This window comes from Rhodoferax ferrireducens, assembly GCF_049302455.1.
Lineage (GTDB): Bacteria > Pseudomonadota > Gammaproteobacteria > Burkholderiales > Burkholderiaceae_C > Rhodoferax > Rhodoferax ferrireducens_B.
In genome coordinates this window covers 47,048-66,957 of the sequence record NZ_JBAQMD010000011.1, presented here as the reverse complement: position 1 = coordinate 66,957, position 19,910 = coordinate 47,048, and the positions used below count along the sequence as shown (strand labels likewise).

Annotated in this window: 15 protein-coding genes; 13 read left to right on the top strand and 2 right to left on the bottom strand. The window is 61.8% G+C overall.

Annotated features, from left to right (window positions below; translation table 11 throughout):
• Positions 1-60: 60 nt before the first annotated feature.
• The gene (locus tag WA157_RS01520; RefSeq protein ID WP_422619268.1) at positions 61-1,344 is read right to left on the bottom strand and encodes a patatin-like phospholipase family protein; all 1,284 of its coding nucleotides are present in this window, start codon (positions 1,342-1,344) and stop codon (positions 61-63) included.
• Between the two features lie 113 nt (positions 1,345-1,457).
• Here WA157_RS01520 and apbC point away from each other — a divergent pair, with 113 nt between their 5' ends.
• The 4 genes from apbC (at position 1,458) to fdhF (ending at position 9,633) form a co-directional block, all read left to right on the top strand.
• A complete protein-coding gene (gene apbC / locus WA157_RS01515; protein WP_422619267.1) occupies positions 1,458-2,549 on the top strand; it encodes an iron-sulfur cluster carrier protein ApbC in 1,092 nt (363 codons plus the stop codon).
• A gap of 206 nt (positions 2,550-2,755) precedes the next feature.
• Positions 2,756-4,891, top strand: coding sequence for a DUF6600 domain-containing protein (locus WA157_RS01510; protein WP_422619266.1), 2,136 nt, complete (start codon positions 2,756-2,758; stop codon positions 4,889-4,891).
• Between the two features lie 104 nt (positions 4,892-4,995).
• Positions 4,996-6,771, top strand: a complete 1,776-nt coding sequence (locus tag WA157_RS01505) for an NADH-ubiquinone oxidoreductase-F iron-sulfur binding region domain-containing protein (protein ID WP_422619265.1) — start codon at positions 4,996-4,998, stop codon at positions 6,769-6,771.
• A complete protein-coding gene (gene fdhF, locus WA157_RS01500; protein WP_422619264.1) occupies positions 6,772-9,633 on the top strand; it encodes a formate dehydrogenase subunit alpha in 2,862 nt (953 codons plus the stop codon).
• Positions 9,634-9,656: 23 nt separating this feature from the next.
• Here the strand turns inward: fdhF and WA157_RS01495 are convergent, their stop codons facing one another.
• Positions 9,657-9,851, bottom strand: coding sequence for a hypothetical protein (locus WA157_RS01495; RefSeq protein WP_422619263.1), 195 nt, complete (start codon positions 9,849-9,851; stop codon positions 9,657-9,659).
• Between the two features lie 73 nt (positions 9,852-9,924).
• Between WA157_RS01495 and WA157_RS01490 the strand changes: the two genes are divergently transcribed.
• The 9 genes from WA157_RS01490 (at position 9,925) to WA157_RS01450 (ending at position 19,883) form a co-directional block, all read left to right on the top strand.
• A complete protein-coding gene (locus tag WA157_RS01490) occupies positions 9,925-11,196 on the top strand; it encodes a cyanophycinase (protein ID WP_422619262.1) in 1,272 nt (423 codons plus the stop codon).
• A gap of 150 nt (positions 11,197-11,346) precedes the next feature.
• Complete coding sequence (locus WA157_RS01485) at positions 11,347-11,967, top strand: glutathione S-transferase (protein ID WP_422619261.1); 621 nt, start codon at positions 11,347-11,349, stop codon at positions 11,965-11,967.
• 126 nt (positions 11,968-12,093) lie between these two features.
• Positions 12,094-12,255, top strand: a complete 162-nt coding sequence (locus WA157_RS01480; RefSeq protein ID WP_422619260.1) for a hypothetical protein — start codon at positions 12,094-12,096, stop codon at positions 12,253-12,255.
• Between the two features lie 340 nt (positions 12,256-12,595).
• Positions 12,596-13,153 carry a DUF3305 domain-containing protein gene (locus WA157_RS01475; RefSeq protein WP_422619259.1) on the top strand — a complete coding sequence of 186 codons (558 nt, stop codon included), beginning with the start codon at positions 12,596-12,598 and terminating at the stop codon, positions 13,151-13,153.
• Entirely contained in the window at positions 13,146-13,829 is a 684-nt protein-coding gene (locus WA157_RS01470; protein ID WP_422619258.1) for a DUF3306 domain-containing protein, read from the top strand. The genes WA157_RS01475 and WA157_RS01470 overlap by 8 nt, the downstream gene beginning before the upstream one ends.
• Complete coding sequence (locus WA157_RS01465; RefSeq protein ID WP_422619283.1) at positions 13,789-15,876, top strand: 4Fe-4S binding protein; 2,088 nt, start codon at positions 13,789-13,791, stop codon at positions 15,874-15,876. Before WA157_RS01470 ends, WA157_RS01465 begins: the two co-directional genes overlap by 41 nt.
• 2 nt (positions 15,877-15,878) lie before the next feature.
• Positions 15,879-16,502: a TorD/DmsD family molecular chaperone gene (locus tag WA157_RS01460; protein ID WP_422619257.1), complete on the top strand. Its 624-nt coding sequence runs from the start codon at positions 15,879-15,881 to the stop codon at positions 16,500-16,502.
• Between the two features lie 152 nt (positions 16,503-16,654).
• Entirely contained in the window at positions 16,655-16,858 is a 204-nt protein-coding gene (locus tag WA157_RS01455; protein WP_422619256.1) for a formate dehydrogenase, read from the top strand.
• A 64-nt stretch (positions 16,859-16,922) separates the two neighbouring features.
• Positions 16,923-19,883, top strand: coding sequence for a formate dehydrogenase subunit alpha (locus WA157_RS01450; RefSeq protein WP_422619255.1), 2,961 nt, complete (start codon positions 16,923-16,925; stop codon positions 19,881-19,883).
• The last annotated feature ends 27 nt before the right edge of the window (positions 19,884-19,910 follow it).

Below are 19,910 nucleotides of genomic sequence, written 5' to 3'. Positions count from 1 at the left end.
GGCACCTTGGCCGTTGGCCCCGCCAGCCTTGCGCGCAAACCCCTGCCCGTCAATGGGCGGTCAGCGCAAACGCAAAGGGTCCAGCCGGCGCTCGACAACTGGTTTGTCAGGCAGTTCGCCGCGCTGGTCAGCGGTCGCCGGCGCGACCCAGCCAAAAAAAGTGCACACCTCGACGCGCTGCCGCATGGCGTCGGCGTGGCCCAGCGCCATCAATTCGCGGGTGTAGCCGCCCTCAAACAGAAGATAACTCGCCAGTGCGCCGCCTTTGATATCTTCCGGGCTGCTTGACACGCCGACGCCGCCCAGCATGGTGCGTACCGCCGGTGGCAATTCGGCAATGTGGCGGGAGGCAATCGTGTCGAGCCGCTGCGACGGTTCAATCATCAACAACTCCAGCGGCCGCAGCGCACTGCCGCAGCGCGCCTCGGGCGGCACCAGCGACAGGGTCTGGTTGATGCGGCGCATGCGCTCCACGTCCACCGCCAGCGCGTCCAGAAAGATGTTGGACAGGGTGTGGCCAGCGATCTGCGCCAACGACGGGTAACTGCTGGAGGTGTGCAGATAGGCCTCGTTCCTGGGTTCATGCATACGTCCGGCGCCAATCACCAGAATGCGGCTCGCGCCCAGGTGGATCGCCGCCGCCACGGGCGCCGACTGGCGCATGGAGCCGTCCCCAAAATAGTGGGTCAGCCCGTCAATTTGCAAAGGTGTGGCCGGAAACACAAAGGGAATGGCCGACGACGCCAGCAGGTGGGCATGCGTGATGCGGTCGCGCACCGCGCGCCGCTGCGAGCGCTCCCAGGGCATGAGCCGCTGCTCACCCTGAAAAAAAGTGATGTGCTCGCCCGAGCTGTAGCTTGATGCCGTGACCGCCAGTGCCTGCAGGTGGCCCATGCGAATGAGTGCGGGCAGGCGCTCCAGCGGGACCAATTGGTCAAGAAAATCGACAAGAGGCGAGTTGTCCAGCAAGGAGCGGGGCTTTTTGTGACGCCATCTGGCGACCGCCCAGCCCAGTGCCAGCAAGCCCATCAAGGTGGCGCCTGAACGCAGCATGCTGAAGGAGTCGGACCGGTAGATCTGCTCGGCATGAATGTTCCTCCAGACCTCGGCGATGAGGCGCACCGTGGTGTCGAAATCATCCGCGCCGCAGGCCAGTGCCGCGGCATTGACGGCGCCGGCCGAGGTGCCGGTGATGATGGGAAACGGATTGGTGCGCCCGGTCACGCCGGCCGCTTTTCTGATGTCGGCAATGGCCTCCAGCACGCCGACCTGATAGGCCGCGCGCGCGCCGCCGCCGCTCAGCACAAGGCCAGTGGTTGCAGGCAACGGGGGGAGGTTGGGCACGTCAAGATTATCAGCCGGTGGGGTCGCGCATCCGGCGGGGGTTAACCCGAATTCGCCCAGCCAGACAAGGTCAAAACAGTCTTCGGTAGACTACCCGCCTCAGGAGAAAATTAATGAATTTGACAGAACAGACGCTGATGGATGCGCTCAAGAGCGTGCTCGATCCCAATACCGGAGCCGATTTTGTCGCCTCCAAGTGCATCAAGAATTTGACCCTCACCGACGGTGATGTGGCGTTTGACGTGGAGCTGGGCTACCCGGCCAAAAGCCAGATTCCTGGTATTCGCAAGGCGTTGATCGCGGTGGCCAAAGGGGTGGCCGGTGTCAACAACGTTTCGGTCAACGTGACCATGAAAATTGCGGCGCATGCGGTGCAGCGCGGCGTGCAGCTGTTGCCAAAAGTCAAGAACATCGTGGCGGTGGCCTCCGGCAAGGGTGGCGTCGGCAAGAGCACGACGGCGGTCAATCTGGCCCTGGCCCTGGCCGCCGAGGGCGCCAGCGTGGGCCTGCTCGACGCTGACATTTACGGCCCCAGCATTCCCATGATGATGGGCATTGAAGGCCGCCCCGAGAGTGAAGACGGGCAAACCATGGAGCCGCTGGAGAACTATGGCGTGCAGGTCATGTCGATCGGTTTTCTGGTGGCACAAGACGAGGCCATGATCTGGCGCGGCCCGATGGCCACGCAAGCGCTGGAGCAGTTGCTGCGGCAAACCAACTGGCGCGATCTGGACTATTTGATTGTCGACATGCCCCCCGGCACCGGCGACATTCAGTTGACCCTCAGCCAGCGCGTGCCCATGACCGGCGCGGTGATCGTCACCACGCCGCAGGACATTGCGCTCATGGATGCCAAAAAAGGCATCAAGATGTTCGAGAAAGTCGGCGTGCCGATTTTGGGCATTGTGGAAAACATGGCCGTGCATGTGTGCAGCAACTGCGGTCACGTGGAGCATATTTTTGGCGCCGATGGCGGCAAGAAAATGGCGGCTGAGTACGGCATGGATTACCTGGGTGCCTTGCCGCTCACCATGCAAATTCGTGTGCAGGCCGACAGTGGCAAGCCAACCGTGGTGTCCGACCCCGAAGGCGAGGTCGCCGGCATTTACAAGGCGGTGGCGCGCAAGGTGGCGGTGTCGATTGCGGCCAAGAACAAGGACTTTTCTTCCAAGTTCCCGTCCATCAAGATTTCGAAAAATACCTGAGTAGAGCTCAACAGGAGGGGTCATACGCCGGTGCCGCCCGGCGTGTTGCCGGCATGTGCGTTACCGAACAGACGCACAGCGATGCGGACTGCATGCTGTTCATCGTTATTGCAACAAAGCGTAATGGACAGTGTCGAATCGGGCGTGCGCCGCGTTATAGCGGTGTAGCTATCGATTCAGACAGCTAGTTCTTGGAAGGAAAAGCCATGCAAAAGCAGTCTCTTGGTTTTCGGGTGCTCGGCTTCGTTGTCGGTGCCGCGTTTTTCGTCTTCAGTGGTGCGGCCAGCGCTGACCCGCCCTCGCGCGTGGCACGTCTGGGCTACACCGCCGGCGCGGTCAGTTTCTCACCGGCGGGCGAGAACGATTGGGTCCAGGCCACGGTCAATCGGCCGCTGACCAACGGCGACCGGCTCTGGACGGATGCGGGCGCGCGGGCCGAAGTCCAGGCGGGCGGCGCGGTGATTCGCATGAACGCCAACACCAGCGTTTCCGTGCTCAATCTGGATGACCAAATCACCCAACTGCAATTGACGCAGGGGACCTTGAACGTTCGGGTACGCCGCCTGGCGCCCAACCAGGTGTTCGAAGTCGACACGCCCAATCTCGCCTTTACGCTGCGCCAGCCCGGCAGCTACCGCATTGCGGTGGACCCCGACGGCAATGCGACCGACATCATCGTGCGCCAAGGCCAGGGTGAGGCGCTTGGAGAAGGCGCCGCCTATCTGGTTGATTCGCGGCAAGCCTATCGCTTCCGGGGAACCGATTTGGGCGAGTACGAGTATCTGGACGAGCCGCGCCTGGACGAATTCGATCGCTGGGCCGCTGATCGTGATCGCGCTTTCGACAACTCGGTTTCGGCGCGCTATGTGTCGCGTGACGTGGTCGGCTACCAGGATCTCGACGCGAACGGCAGCTGGCGTGTTGATGCGACCTACGGTAACGTCTGGATTCCGAATCGCGTAGCCGCTGACTGGGCGCCTTACCGCGACGGGCACTGGACCTGGATCGACCCTTGGGGCTGGACCTGGGTCGACGACGCGCCCTGGGGCTTTGCAGTGTCCCATTACGGCCGTTGGGCAAATCTGCGTGGCACATGGGGCTGGGTACCAGGTCCCGTGCGCAGCACCGCCTACTACGCCCCGGCACTGGTGGTGTTCGTGGGTGGCGACAACTTCCGCTTGACGATATCCAGCGGCAACGTCGGTGGTGTGGCGTGGTTCCCGCTGGCGCCGCGCGAGGTCTTTCGACCGTCCTATCCGGTCAGCCGCGGCTATTTCGAGAACGTCAACCGCAGCAACACGGTGATCAACAACACGGTGATCAACAACACCTACAACATAACGAACGTGACCAAAGTTGTCTACGTGAACCGGCAGGTGCCGGGCGCCGTGGTCGCCGTGCCGACAACCACGTTTGTGCAGTCGCAGCCGGTGTCCCGGGCGGCGGTCCGCGTCAACCGGGAAACGGTTGCCCGCGCAGCGGTGGCAGTCAGCCCGCGCGTCGCACCGACCGAGCGCAGCGTGCATGGTGCCGCGGTGCCCGCCGACAAGCCGCCAGCCCGCGTGTTCGAGCGCCCCGTCGTCGCCCGCAGCGCGCCACCGGCGGCACACGTCGGATTCGCGGCGCAACAGCAGCAACTGACTTTGAAGCCCGGCAAGCCACTTGAAGACGCTGCGCGCAAGACCCTGAAACCGGCAGCGGATGCGCCCAGGTCCGTTGTCAAAGTGCTTGCCCCTGCGCAGGTGACGCCACCGAAGGCGCCGCCCCCGCCACTGCAACGTGCGGTTGAGCCAAAGCCCGTCCAGCCGCAGCTCGCTCCATCGGCTCCGGTGCCGCAGGCAACACCGCAACGGCCCGTGCCGCCCAAGCTGGCCCCGCCTCCACAAATCCAGGCCGAACCCAAGACCGGGCCGCGTGGCCGGGCGCAACAGCGTGAAAACGACCAGCAGCGCGCACAGCCCATCGTGCCTGCGTCGCCTGCACCAGTGCAGCGCGCGCCCGAGTCAAAGCCGGTCCCGCCGCCGGTCGCTCCAGCAGCACCGGTGACACAGGCGCCGTCGCAACGGCCCGTGCCGCCCAAGCTGGTCCCGCCTGCTCAAGTTGTTCCACCGGCACCGGCCATCCAGCAACCGGCGAAAGCCGCACCCGCCCCTGCCGCCCGGCAGCTTGAGCCTCGTCCGCCGGTGGCTGCGCCGAAACCACCGCCACCACAGAGCCAACCGGCACCCCAGGCGGAGCCGCGTAGCCAAAAACCAACACCTGCCGCCAGCAGGCCCAATGACAAGGGAAAGGGTCGCGATGGGCCCCAACGTGAGGAAGATAAGCGCGGGCCAAAAGGGTAGTCAGGGCCTGCTCACGAAGGTCCGGTCACCCTCACCGGCAGCTTGGCGTCAACGGCTGCAAACCGGGCTTGCCATTCGTTGCCAAGTCGGTTAGTTTGTCGGCCATGCCCACTTTACCCATTACTGCACCCGCTTCGCCGAGGGTCCTGGCGACGCCGGATCAATTGCGCCGGACGGCACAACGGCTGTCAAAGCTCAAAGGCCGCCAGCCCGACGATGTCTCGCTGCAGGAACTGCGCGCACTGATTGGCGTGCCGCCGCCTGGCGGCCATCGCAGCGACCTGTTGATCGAGCATCTGCACTTGCTCAATGATCGCTACCGTGGCCTGTTCGAGCGCCATCTGGTGGCGCTGGCCAGCGACATGAAACTGCCCATGGCAGAGGTGTTTGAGGTGGCCACCTTCTACCACCACTTCGAGGTGATGCGCGACGGCCAGAGCCCTGCGGCGCTGACCGTGCGGGTCTGCGACAGCCTGAGCTGCGCGATGGCGCGGTCCGATGATCTGCTGGCGCGGCTGCCGGGGTTGCTGGGGGCGTCGGTGCGTGTGATGGCCGCACCGTGCCTGGGGCGTTGTGAGCAGGCGCCGGCCGTGCTGGTGGGGCAACGGGCGGTTCCGAATGCAACGACGGCTTCGGTGCTGGAAGCGGCCCAGGCGGCCTTGCCGGACAAACCGGAATATATACAAAATAGGGCTCTAGCCCCCGTATTTACTGCACACTATGCTAGTAATTTAATAGCGTTCGAAACCTACCGGCAGCACGCTGGTTACGCGCTGGCGGCCGCCGTGGTGAATGGTGAAGAGCCGGCGGAGGGCGTGATTGCGGCCCTGGAAGACGCGGGCCTGCGCGGCTTGGGCGGTGCCGGTTTTCCGGCCGGACGCAAATGGCGCATCGTGCGCGAACAAAACGCGCCGCGTGTCATGGCCGTCAACATCGACGAAGGTGAACCCGGCACTTTCAAAGACCGCAGCTACCTGGAGCGCGATCCGCATCGCTTTTTGGAAGGCATGCTGATCGCCGCCCAAGTGGCGGGCACCGAGGCCTGCTACATCTACCTGCGCGACGAATACCACGACGCGCGCAAGATGTTGACGCAAGAGATCGAGGCCCTGCAGGCCGATCCGCCCTGTCCGCTGCCCTACATCGAACTGCGCCGTGGCGCGGGTGCCTACATCTGTGGTGAAGAGTCCGCCATGATCGAGAGTATCGAAGGCCAACGCGGCCAGCCGCGCCTGCGCCCGCCCTATGTTGCGCAGCTGGGCCTGTTTGGCAAACCGACGCTGGTCCACAACTTTGAGACGCTCTATTGGGTGCGTGACATCGTTGAAAAGGGCCCGCAGTGGTTCAACAGTTTTGGCCGCCATGGGCGTCACGGCTTGCGCTCGTTCAGCGTCAGCGGGCGCGTCCGGCTGCCCGGTGTCAAGCTGGCGCCGGCAGGCATCACGGTGCAGGAGCTGATTGACGAATACTGCGGCGGCATGCTGGACGGGCACACGCTTTACGCCTACCTGCCCGGTGGTGCCTCGGGCGGCATTCTGCCGGCCAGCCTGAACACTATTCCGCTCGACTTCGACACCCTTCAGCCCTATGGCTGTTTTATTGGCTCAGCCGCGGTGATTGTGCTCAGCCAATTCGACCGGGCGCGTGATGCAGCGCTCAATGCCATGCGTTTTTTTGCCGCTGAGAGTTGTGGCCAGTGCACCCCGTGCCGGGTCGGCACCGCCAAGGCCGCGCGCCTGATGGAAGCACCGGTGTGGGACAACGCCACGCTGGAGGACTTGAATGTGGTGATGGCAGAGGCGTCCATTTGCGGCCTGGGCCAGGCAGCGCCCAATGCGGTGCGTTGTGTGCAGAAATACTTTCCCCAGGAGATCGTTTGAATGAAGGCGTCCGCCAAACCGGCTGAAGTCCAGCCGCCAACCCTTGCGTTCAAGCTCGACCAGCAGACCCTGCAGGCTTTTGAGGGGGAAACCATCCTCAAGGCGGCGCAGCGTCATGGCGTCGACATTCCCCATCTTTGCCACAAGGACGGCTTGCGTGCCGACGGCAACTGCCGCGCCTGTGTCGTGGAGATCAAGGGTGAGCGCACCCTGGCGCCGAGTTGCCGCCGAACTGTGACGGCGGGTATGGAGGTGCAGGCCAACAGCGAACGCGCGGTGAAGAGCCGCAAGATGGTGCTGGAGTTGCTGCTGTCGGACATGCCTGATGTGGGGCACAAGTGGACCCTTCGCCAAGCTCAGGATGATCGGAATCCCGTTCGGGCAGAGCCTGTCGACGCCCCGGTCGGCCGGCACGGTGAACTCAGCGACTGGGCGTCACGCCTGGGTGTCACCGTGCGTCCCGAACTCCAGGCTTTGCGCCGTGCGCAACCGGCAACGGACCTGTCGCATCCGGCGATGGCGGTCAACCTCGATGCCTGCATTCAATGCACCCGCTGCGTGCGCGCCTGCCGCGAGGTGCAGGTGAACGACGTCATCGGCTATGCCCATCGTGGCGCGCAGAGCCAGATTGTGTTTGACCTCAACGACGCCATGGGCGACAGCAGCTGCGTGGCCTGCGGCGAATGCGTGCAGGCCTGCCCCACGGGCGCGCTGATGCCCAAGACGCAGATGGGATCGCAGGCGGTGGACAAAACCGTGGACTCGGTCTGCCCCTTCTGCGGCGTCGGCTGCCTGCTGACTTACAAGGTCCGGGACAACAAAATTGTCGCGGTCGACGGCCGCGACGGGCCGGCCAACCACGACCGCCTGTGCGTCAAAGGCCGTTTCGGTTTCGACTATGTGCACCACCCGCACCGGCTCACGCAACCGCTGATCCGGCGTGCTGACGTGCCCAAAGACATGGCCGTGACGCGCGATCCGGCGGACTGGGCCAGCGTGTTTCGCGAAGCGAGCTGGGACGAGGCGCTGGACCTCGCGGGCGCCACGCTCAAAGGCTTGCGCGATACCCATGGCAAGAAAGCACTGGCCGGCTTTGGCTCGGCCAAGGGCAGCAACGAAGAAGCCTACCTGTTCCAGAAACTGGTACGCACCGGCTTTGGCTCCAACAATGTGGACCACTGCACGCGCCTGTGCCACGCCTCCAGTGTGGCGGCGCTGCTCGAAGGCATTGGCTCGGGTGCCGTGAGCAACCAGGTCAATGATGTGGACCAGGCCGAGCTGATTCTGGTGATTGGCTCCAACACCGCGGGCAACCACCCGGTGGCCGCGACCTGGATGAAAAATGCGGCCAAGCGCGGCTTGAAGATCGTCACGGCCGACCCGCGTGGCACGGACCTGGACAAATATGCGTGGCGCAAGCTGCAGTTCAAGGCCGACACCGACGTGGCGCTGATCAACGCCATGATCCACACCATCATTGAAGAAGGCCTGGCCGACACCGCTTTTATCGCGGCACGCGTGTCCAATTTTGAGGCCGTGCGCGAGAGTGTGCGCGCCTTCAGCCCGCAGGCCATGGCGCCGCTGTGCGGCATACCCGCGGCCACCATTCGTGAAGTGGCGCGGGCCTATGCCAAAGCCAGATCGGCCATGATTTTCTGGGGCATGGGCGTCAGCCAGCATGTGCACGGCACCGACAACGTGCGCAGCCTGATCGCGCTGTGCATGGTGACCGGCCAGATTGGTAAGCCGGGCTCCGGCCTGCATCCGCTGCGTGGCCAGAACAATGTGCAGGGCGCCAGCGATGCCGGCCTGATCCCCATGATGTTTCCCAACTACCAGCACGTCACCGACAAAGCCGCGCACACCTGGTTTGAGAAATTTTGGAACACCAAGCTGGACGACCAGCCCGGCTACACCGTGGTGGAAATCATGCACAAGGCGCTGGCACCCGAGAGTGATCCGCACAAGGTGCGCGGCATGTACATCATGGGCGAGAACCCGGCCATGAGCGACCCCGACCTGAACCACGCGCGCCACGCGCTGGCATCGTTGTCGCATCTGGTGGTGCAGGATATTTTCATGACCGAGACGGCCTGGCTGGCCGATGTGGTGTTGCCCGCCGGCGCCTGGCCCGAGAAGACCGGCACGGTCAGCAACACCGATCGCATGCTGCAGTTGGGCCGGCAGGCGATCGATCCGCCGGGCAATGCCAAACCCGATCTCTGGATCATTCAGCAGATGGCACAGCGCATGGGTTTGAGTTGGGATTACCCCGGTGAGCACAGCGGCGTGGCTTCCGTTTATGAAGAAATGCGCCAGGCCATGCACACGGCCATCGGCGGCATCACCTGGGAACGCCTGCAGCGCGAGGGCAGTGTGACCTACCCTTGTTTGAGCGCCGATGATCCTGGCCAGCCCACCGTGTTCATCGACCACTTTCCTACCCCTGATGGCCGTGCCCATCTGGTGCCGACCCTGCTGATCCCGGCCGACGAAAAACCGGATGCGGACTACCCGCTGGTGCTGATTACCGGGCGCCAGCTGGAGCACTGGCACACCGGCAGCATGACGCGGCGCTCAACGGTGCTGGACGCACTGGAGCCGGTTGCCACCGCCTCGGTTAATGGCCGTGAGCTGGAGCGCCTGGGTGTGGTGGCTGGTGCGATGGTCAGTTTGCGCTCGCGCCGCGGTGCGGTGACGGTGTGTTTGCGCCGCGATGACGGCACCCCTGATGGCACCGTGTTCATGCCTTTTGCCTACCGCGAGGCGGCGGCCAATTTGCTGACCAATGCGGCGCTCGACCCGTTCGGCAAAATTCCAGAATTCAAATACTGCGCGGTGTGCATCACGCCCGCCAGCTGAGGCAAAGCCGCACGGTGGGCGATTCAGTGCGCTGATTTTTCGCGGACTTCCGGTGCCGGGCCGGTGAGCGCGAAACGCATGTCGCCTCGATGCTTGCGGCTAGCGGCGGATGGCACCCCTGGTGCGCAACTGACCGCCACGTTCGTATCCAGCGCTACGCAAGAATCTTGATCGTTGCGAATGACGGTCACTTGAATGAGTTCGAGAAAATCATGCATTTGTTGATGTTTTGCATACAGTCAGTCCCCATAGAAGCAGAAACTGGAATTAGTTCTGTGAAAGGGTTTAAAGATGAAAGCTTTAAAAGAGTTGCGTTCCATCGTGGGCGCTAGCATCAAGACAGTGGCGGGTCTCTTTTTTTCCGCTGCTCTCAGCACGGGGGTGGCGGCCGGCAAACTGCCGTACAGCTACTTTTTCGTGGGTGAACCAGCAAAAACACCCGTCATTGTGTCGTCAGACCGGGCAGCAACGCCATCTTATGTGCTCATGGGCGGGGGACCGGACGTTGACCAAGCATTTCAGTGGCTGATTCAACGCGCAGGCATCAAGCCAGGCACGGGCGGGCGCTTCGTGATCATCCGTGCCAGGGGAACTGAAGCTTATAACCCCTACATCTACTACAGCGATGCCAACGGCGGAACTTCAACGCTTCCACCCGTGAATCAGGACGGCTGGGTCGGTGGCGGTTATTTGGGACTCAGTTCAGTCGAGACCTTGGTGATCCCCAGTGTTAAAGCCGCGAACGACCCAACGGTCAATCAGATTGTGGCCAGGGCGGACGTCGTATTCATCGCGGGTGGCGATCAAAGTGATTACATCAAGTATTGGAAAAATACCCAGCTCGACTGGACGCTTCAGTCACTGATAAACAAGAAAGTGCCCATCGGCGGAACCAGTGCAGGTTTGGCGGTGCTGGGGCAGTTTGATTTTGCTGCACTCAGGGGCACAGTCACCTCTGACCAAGCACTGTCCAATCCTTTCAATAAATACATGAGTCTGGACCCCACGCCCCAGACCTTGGACCCAACAAGCCCAACGTCCATTGCTGGCGGCTTTATCACGCCATCGCCGCTGTTCAACACGATCCTGGATGCGCATCTTGATGAGCGTGATCGAATGGGTCGCCTGGTGACGTTCGTATCCCGCCTGATTGGACCCTATTACGAGTCAGGTTGCAGCGGAGGCATTCTCGTGCCGAAGGTATCCCAGAACTTGTCAGCCACGCCTTATGGCGACATCATTGCGCGCGGAATAGGGGTCGGCGTGGAGGCTGCATTGTTGGTTTCCGGGGATGGTGGCCCCCGGACTCCGATCGTGGCTAAACTTATCACAAACCCGACGACGACGACCAAGAGCGCTGCTTATTTTGTGTTGCCGCAAAATTACCCTGGCCAATGTGTGGCAGGACAGGCTTTATCCGGGGTAACTGCCACGGTCGTCAAAGTGGACAAATTGAATCCTGCCTTCAACATGTCATTCTGGTCAGGTGGTTACAGCCCGTACACGCTCACTGTTACCAATGGTGTCATGACGGTGTCTGGTAACGGCAACTCTCCCTATTGATGCTGGCTCGCTGTTTCTGAAAATCATTTATCTCGGGGGCTGAGGTAGTTGAGATCGGGCCGCATGGCCGACCAACAACCCGCAGCTCTACCCGCCTAGAATCCGCAAATCGCCCTTTGCGGGCCTGCCTCATGACCTCAGGTAAGCACCATGCCCAAACTCAAACTCACCTATTTCGATTTTCACGGCGGCCGCGCTGAGCCCGTGCGTCTGGCCTTGCATATTGGCGGCGTTGCCTTTGAAGACCACCGCTTTACGTTTGCTGAATTTGCCGAGGTGCGCAAGTCCACACCCTTTGGCCAAGTGCCAACCCTGATGGTGGATGGCGTGCAGGTGACGCAGTGCGATTCGATTCTTCGATACGCGGGCAAGCTGGCGGGTTTGTACCCCTTTGACGCGTATCAGGCGCTTTTGTGCGACGAGGTGATGTACGTGGTGGAAGAAGCCAGCGTCAAGATGGGTCCGAGTTTTCGCATGACGGGCGATGCCCAAAGGGAAGCTCGCAGTGCCCTGGTCAATGGCTCCATGCCCGTGTACCTTGGCTGGCTGCAAAGCCAGTTGCAGGCCCATGGCGGTGAATACTTTGCTGACAATCGTCTCACTGTTGCTGACCTGAAGGTGTTTGTCGATGTACGCACACTTAATTCCGGTCGCCTGGACCATGTGCCTGCCGATCTGGTGGAAAAGGTCGCGCCTGCACTGAATGCACATATGCAGCGTATTGCCCGGACCCCGGCTGTGGCGCAGTATTACGCCAAGTTCAGTGCTTAGGAATCGCTCGGGCCGGCAAGAGAGTTGATGAGAAACTGTTTCTCCATGGTGGAAAGCCTGAGCCATGAGTTTGTGGCGGCTTTCGCTGCGCGCTTTCGGTTAGACTGAACCAAAGGAATCATCACTATGGCAGGCGTATTCGGTAAAGACCCCAACATGAAGAAAAGCAACCACGCGGAGCTCGAAAGGCTCAACTTGGAGCGCAAACGCAAGTTGGCAGAAGCGGCTGTCAAGTTCACTCAAAAGAGACCTGTCGCTCCAAGCAGCGAGGCAGCGAAGCAGCCGTGAAATAAGGTCTATTCAGATAAAAATGAAGGCCCCTTGATTGGGGCCTTCATTTTTTCTGTTCAGTCTGCACGAAACAGCATTCGACAAATCACCGGCGCAAATGACACTCAACCGGCATTTCAGCTTGTTCCTTTGCGGACAGTCAGACCGGCAACATTCACCCGACTACGCAGATGCGAGCAAGACAGCCCGTTCTTCTTGCGTCATGATGGCTTGTCCGGTCAAGCTAACTGTCACCTCCCCAAAGGTGCCCGGCAGCGCGTGATGAAGGCGTGGGGCTGGCGTTGGATAACCCCGCCCGCCATGGCGCTGCTGTCAATCCGTTACATTGCTGAACCTTATGCCTACCCTTCGTCCCTTTATTGAAGTCGCCGTCATCATGCGGCGCGAGCGCACCACCGGAACATCGAGCCACTGGCAGCCTTGGCGCTGGGCGCTGGCGGAGGTGGTTCCACACGAAGCCGGTTTTGGGGACGTGCCCCGTCTGCTCTATAAAAATGATAGCGAAGAACGCTGGCTGCATCCGGGCTACAGGGTCGAATTGTTCAAAGACGATGCCGAAGGCTACCACCTCAACGCGAGCACGCAAACGCCGGGCTGGTTTGTGCTGTGGCGCATGGAAGAAGAGGCCAGCATCAGCGATGAGCCCATTGCCAAGCCCGAGATGGTGAGCCTGAGTTATTACGACGCCGGCCGCTGGCTGGACGCACAGGAGACGGTGGAGCAGGTGCCGGCGCCAGCGCTGGTGGTGGCGTGGTTGCAGGCGTTTGTTGATGAACACCATGTGGTGGAGCTCAAGCGCCGCAAACGGCCCGAGAGCTTTCGCGCCTTGACCGACCGCTTCGGCCAACCCGCGTCTGTCAGCACCGAGAAAAAATCGGGGGGTGAGCATGGCTGAGGGTTTTCTGGGCCGCTGGTCGCAGCGCAAGCAGGCCCAGCGGGCGGGCAAGACGCTTGACGAACCAGCTACCCAGCCGGTTCCCGTGGTGGTGGATGCACCTGACGCCCGCGCCCCAGCGCTTGGCCCGCAACCTGCGCCGGTCAAAGCCACGCCAGACGCCGACCCGATCAATCAGGGCGGTGCTGCCGGGCCAGGCGCGCCAGCCAGCCCGGCCCAAGTTGCGCCGCTGTCTCTGGACGATGTGCAGCGTCTCACCACCGAGTCTGATTTCAAGCCCTTTGTCGCGCGTGGTGTCACCCCTGAGGTGCGCAACGCGGCCATGAAAAAGCTGTTTGCCGACCCGCATTACAACGTGATGGACCGGCTCGATATTTACATTGACGACTATTCCCAACCTGACCCCCTGCCGCAGTCCATGCTGCGGCAAATGGCCAGCGCCCAATTTCTCAACCTGTTTGAAGAAGAGAAGATTCCCCCCCCGCCACTACGGGATGATGCCAATACCCGCAGCGCCGATTCCGTGGCACAGTCGGCCCAGCCGCCTGACGCCGGTGTTGCCACTCCACCCAAGAACCCGCCGCAAGCGCCGGGCCCAGACCATGACCACACTGATTTGCGACTGCAACCAAACCATGCCGCTGGACGCCAGAAGTCTGGGCGCGGCACTGAATGAAAACCTGACGCTTCACTCCACCCTGTGCCGCCGCGAGGCCGGTGCTTTTCTTCAAGCGGTGCAGACCGGCGAGGACCTGGTGGTGGCTTGCACCCAGGAACAGCGGCTGTTCGTCGAACTGGCCGAGCAGGCCAGCGCGACGCAGGCGGGTGCCCCGCGTGCGATCTCCGGCTACGCACCGCTGCGCTTCGTCAACATCCGTGAAACGGGTGGCTGGAGCCGGGACGCAACGCTGGCCAGCCCCAAAATTGCCGCACTGCTGGCGGTAGCCCATTTGCCAGAGCCCGAGCCGGTGGCCACGGTGACTTATAAAAGCGCCGGACGGCTGTTGATCATTGGTGAGCTGGGTGCGGCTGAACGCGCGGCCGAGTTGCTGGGTGATGCGCTGGACGTGACCTTGTTCACGCAAGGCGCAGGCGACGCGGGCGCGGCGCAGGAGCGGCGTTACCCGGTGCTGGGCGGGCAGATCCAGTCCTTGACGGGCTGGCTGGGGGCGTTTGAACTCCAGTGGCTGCGCAGCAATCCGATTGATCTGGATTTATGCACCCGCTGCAACGCCTGTCTGGCGGTCTGTCCGGAAGATGCCATTGGGCTGGATTACCAGGTTGACCTGAGCGCCTGCCAGGCACATCGCGCCTGCGTCAAGGTTTGCCAGGTGGCCGGGGCGATTGACTTCCAGCGCGAGCCCCAAATCTCACGCGAGACTTTTGACCTGGTGCTGGATTTGCGCGCCACGCCCGCCTTCAGCCAGCACGCCTTGCCGCAGGGTTATTTGCGCTGGGATGGTCGGAGCCTCACGACCCTGCTGCAGCTGCGCGGCCTGGTCGGCGAGTTCGAGAAGCCGCGCTTTTTTGTCTACAAACCCAAGCTGTGCGCGCACAGTCGCAACGAGAAAACGGGTTGCACCGCCTGCATCGACGTCTGCTCGGCCTCGGCAATTGAAAGCGACCGCAGTCGGCAACAGATCAAAGTCAACCCGAACCTGTGCATTGGTTGCGGCACCTGCAGCACGGTGTGCCCGACCGGCGCCATGGGCTTTGCCTACCCCCGCGCCAGTGATCAGGGCGTCAAGCTCAAGACCCTGCTGGCGACCTACACCCGCAGTGGCGGCAAGAATGCCGCGCTGCTGCTGCACAGCCAGGGCGCGGGCGCGCGCTTGCTGGGCGATCTGGGGCGCGCCGCGCAGTTGGAGCGTGCCAGCAAAACAGGCACACATGGCGTCCCGGCCCGGGTCTTGCCGCTGGCGCTGTGGCATACCTCGTCGCTCGGGCTGGAGGTCTGGCTGTCTGCCGTTTGTTATGGTGCGTCGCAGGTGTGGGTGCTGTTGACGGACGAAGAAGCGCCGCAATACCGTGCGGCACTCGAGGGCCAGGTGGCGGTGGCGCAAGCCATTCTGTCGGGGCTGGGCTACCAAGGCGAGCACTTCCGCCTGCTCCAGGTCAAAGACGCGCGTGACCTGGCAGCGCTTGACCACGACTTGCAGGCGGCCCCGGCGCAGACGGTCGGCCGCACGGCGGGCTTTGCGGTGCAGGCTGACAAGCGTGCCACGCTGGAGCTGGCGCTCAGCCATTTGATCGAACAGGCGCCGGTTAAAACCGACGTGGTTGCACTGCCCGCCACCGGCTCGCCGCTGGGAGCTCTCGTCATCAACAAAGACGCCTGCACCTTGTGCCTGAGCTGCGTCAACGCCTGCCCGGCCAGCGCCCTGCAAGACAATCCGCAGGCCCTGGAGCTGCGGTTTGTTGAGAAAAATTGCGTGCAATGCGGCTTGTGCGTCAAGACCTGCCCGGAACAAGCCCTGACGCTCATGCCGCGCCTGAGTCCGCAACGCAACGAAGCCGTGGTGCTCAACGCGATGCAGCCCTACGCCTGTGTGCGCTGCGGCAAACCGTTTGGCACGCTCAAGGCGATTGAAGCCATGCTTGGCAAGCTGAGCAGCCACAGTATGTTCCAGGGCGAGGCGCTTGCCCGCTTGAAAATGTGCGCGGACTGCCGCGTCATCGACATTTATTCAGCCGACAACGAAACCAAAATCACCGACCTCTGACCATGTTGCCAACCCCCGAAACGCTGCCCAGCAGCGCGCTTGACGAAGAAACCGCCCGTTCAGAGCTCTATGGGCTTCTAGCCCTTATGTACTATGCGCCTCCAGCTACTGAATTAATAGCGCAACTGCGCCTGGCCGTGACCGAGGCGCCGGCGGCTGGGGCTTTTCTGGAAGAACCCTGGCGCGCCCTGGTGGGGCTCGCACGCGAGATGACAGACGTCGCGATTCAAGATGAATACAACGCCCTGTTTGGCGGCGTCGGCAAGCCCGAGGTCTACCTGTACGCGTCCCATTTTCTGAGTGGTTTCCTCAACGAAAAGCCGCTGGCGCGCCTGCGCACCGAGTTGAACAGCTTGGGGCTGGCGCGCGGTGACGCCATGCTTGACACCGAAGACCACATCGCCTACCTGTGCGAGGTGATGCGTTATCTGATTGCCGGCGACGATGTGGCGGTGGCCAACCTGACGCGCCAGCGCGCCTTCTTTACAAGCTACCTGCAGCCCTGGGTGTTGGCGCTGTGTGACGACCTGCAGCAGCACCCCAAAGCGCGGTTCTACGCGGCGCTGGCCGAGCTGACCCGCGCCTTTATGGCAGTGGAGACGCAGGGGTTCGACATGCTGGCCTGATGCGGGGTGGTCAGTTCATATTTTCTGCGACCGAGTTGGTGTTTTCCCTAGTCTGTTAAACGTATCATTTTGCGAATGATCATGGTAAGTTCAAGCTCATTACATAGGCTATGCAAATAATTGCATAACAAAAGCGTTACTTGGAGACCATCATGCCCAACAGCCAACCCAAACCGTCCCGTCGCGGATTTTTTCTTTCGGCCTCCGTGGCCGGTGCTGCCGTCGCGTCGGCTGGCTGGTTGAAGACGAATACCCCGGCGGCGGTGGCCGAGTTGCCAAAGCCAGCGCCTGAAAAGGGCGGTGGCTACACCCTGAGCGCGCACGTCCAGCAGTATTACCAGACCACACGCGTCTGAGTGTCCCCCTCGTATCGATCCTGCGCTGATTCAGTCCTGAATCACGCCGACCTTGGAGAGTCCCATGTTGTTGACCAGAAAATCCGGGCCATCTGACCCTGTTGCCCGTTCCCCATTTGTGCACAGTTTGCGCCGTGGCTTGTCGCAAGCCTTACCCACGATGGATCGGCGCGCTTTTTTGCGCCGCTCCGGCCTGGGTGTGGGCGTCGGGCTGGCGGCTTCGCAACTGACGCTGGTCAAAAAGGCAGATGCAGCGCAAGGTGCTGTGGCCCTAGGTGAAGGCAAGATCGAGATCAAGCGCACCGTGTGTACCCATTGTTCGGTCGGTTGCGCGGTCGATGCCGTGGTGGAGAACGGGGTCTGGGTGCGGCAGGAGCCGGTGTTTGATTCCCCCATCAACCTCGGCGCCCATTGTGCCAAGGGTGCGGCCTTGCGTGAGCACGGCCACGGCGAGTTCCGCCTGCGCTACCCGATGAAACTGGTCGACGGCAAATACAAGCGCATCAGCTGGGACACCGCCTTGAGCGAGATCAGTGCCCGTATGCTGGAGCTGAAAAAAGCCAGTGGCCCGGACAGTGTGTACTTTGTCGGCTCCTCCAAACACAACAACGAGCAGTCGTACCTGCTGCGCAAGTTTGTCAGCTTCTGGGGCACCAACAACTGCGACCACCAGGCCCGCATTTGCCACTCGACCACGGTGGCCGGTGTGGCCAATACCTGGGGTTACGGCGCCATGACCAACTCTTACAACGACATGCAAAACAGCAAATGCGCGTTGTACATTGGGTCGAATGCGGCCGAGGCGCATCCGGTGAGCATGCTGCACATGCTGCACGCCAAGGAAACGGGTACCAAGATGATCGTGGTGGACCCGCGCTTTACCCGCACCGCCGCCAAGGCCGACGAGTTTGTGCGTATTCGTTCCGGCTCCGACATCCCCTTCCTGTTTGGCGTGCTGTACCACGTGTTCAACAACGGCTGGGAAGATAAAAAATACATCAATGACCGGGTCTATGGCATGGACAAGGTCAAGTTGGAAGTGATGGCCAAGTGGACGCCTGACAAGGTGGAAGAAGCCTGCGGCGTCAAAGAAGAGCAGGTGCTGCGCGTCGCCAAAATGATGAGCGACAACCGCCCCAGCACGCTGGTCTGGTGCATGGGCCAAACCCAGCACACCATTGGCAATGCCATGGTGCGCGCTTCGTGTATCTTGCAACTTGCGTTGGGCAACGTCGGCAAGTCCGGCGGCGGCACCAATATCTTCCGCGGTCACGACAACGTGCAGGGCGCCACCGATGTCGGCCCCAATCCTGATTCACTGCCCGGTTATTACGGCATTGTGGAAGGCTCCTGGAAGCACTTCGCCAAGGTCTGGGGCGTTGATTTTGAGTGGATCAAAAAGCAGTTTGCCAGCCCCGCCATGATGAGCAAGCCCGGCATCACCGTGTCGCGCTGGATTGACGGTGTGCTGGAGAAAAACGAGCTGATCGACCAGGACTCGAACCTGCGTGGCGTGTTTTATTGGGGCCATGCGCCCAATTCTCAAACCCGTGGCCTGGAGATGAAGCGCGCCATGGACAAGCTTGATTTGCTGGTGGTGGTGGACCCCTACCCATCGGCCACGGCAGCGATGGCTGCCATGCCCGGCAAACCCGAAGACTTGAACCCGAACCGGGCGGTCTATTTGCTGCCAGCGGCCACGCAGTTTGAAACCAGTGGTTCCGTCACAGCCTCCAATCGCTCCTTGCAGTGGCGTGAAAGAGTCATTGAACCGTTGTGGGAGAGCCGCAGCGACCACATGATCATGCAGCAGTTCGCGGACAAACTCGGTTTTGGCAAGGAACTGTCCAAGAACTACAAGATGCAAAAAGTCCATGGCATGGATGAGCCCATGCCGGAAGACATCCTGCGTGAAATCAATGCGGGCGTCTGGACCATCGGCTACACCGGCCAGAGCCCGGAGCGCCTCAAAGCCCACATGCGCAACATGCACCTGTTTGACGTGAAAACGCTCAAGGCCAAGGGCGGCAAAGACAAGGAAACCGGTTACGACTTCACCGGTGACTACTTTGGTTTGCCTTGGCCCTGTTACGGCACGGCCGCGCTCAAGCACCCCGGCTCGCCCAACCTTTACGACACCTCCAAACACGTGATGGACGGCGGTGGCAACTTCCGCGCCAACTTCGGCGTCGAGCGTGAAGGTGTCAACCTGCTGGCCGAGGACGGTTCGTATTCCCTGAACGCCGATATCACCACCGGTTACCCCGAGTTCGACCATGTGCTGCTGAAGAAGCTGGGTTGGTGGGACGACCTCACCGAGGCGGAGAAGACAGCCGCCGAGGGCAAGAACTGGAAGACCGACCTCTCGGGCGGCATCCAGCGTGTGGTCTTGAAGGTGCATGGCTGCCATCCGTTTGGCAATGCCAAGGCGCGCGCCGTGGTGTGGAACTTCCCGGATGCGATTCCGCAGCACCGCGAACCCCTGTACGGTATCCGCCCTGATCTGGTGGCCAAGTACCCGACCCACGACGACAAGAAGGCGTTCTGGCGTTTGCCCACGCTGTACAAGACGATTCAGGACAAAAATATCGCGGACAAGGTGCACGAGAAATTCCCGTTCATCATGACCTCGGGCCGCCTGGTCGAGTACGAGGGCGGGGGCGAAGAGACCCGCTCCAACCCCTGGCTGGCCGAGTTGCAGCAGGAGATGTTCATCGAGATCAACCCCAAGGTCGCGGCTGACAAAGGCATTCGCAATGGCGATCGGGCCTGGGTGTCAACGCCCACCGGCGCACGCATGAATGTGCAGGCGCTGGTGACCGAGCGCGTCGGGCCCGATACCGTGTTCCTGCCGTTTCACTTCTCCGGTCGCTGGCAGGGCGCTGACATGCTGGCCTATTACCCGAATGGCGCGGCGCCGATCGTGCGCGGCGAGGCCATCAACACGGCAACCACCTATGGCTACGACAGCGTGACCATGATGCAGGAAACCAAAACCACCGTTTGCAACGTCGAGCGGGCCTGAAGCCTTGCGGGACAGACCAAGAGTTAC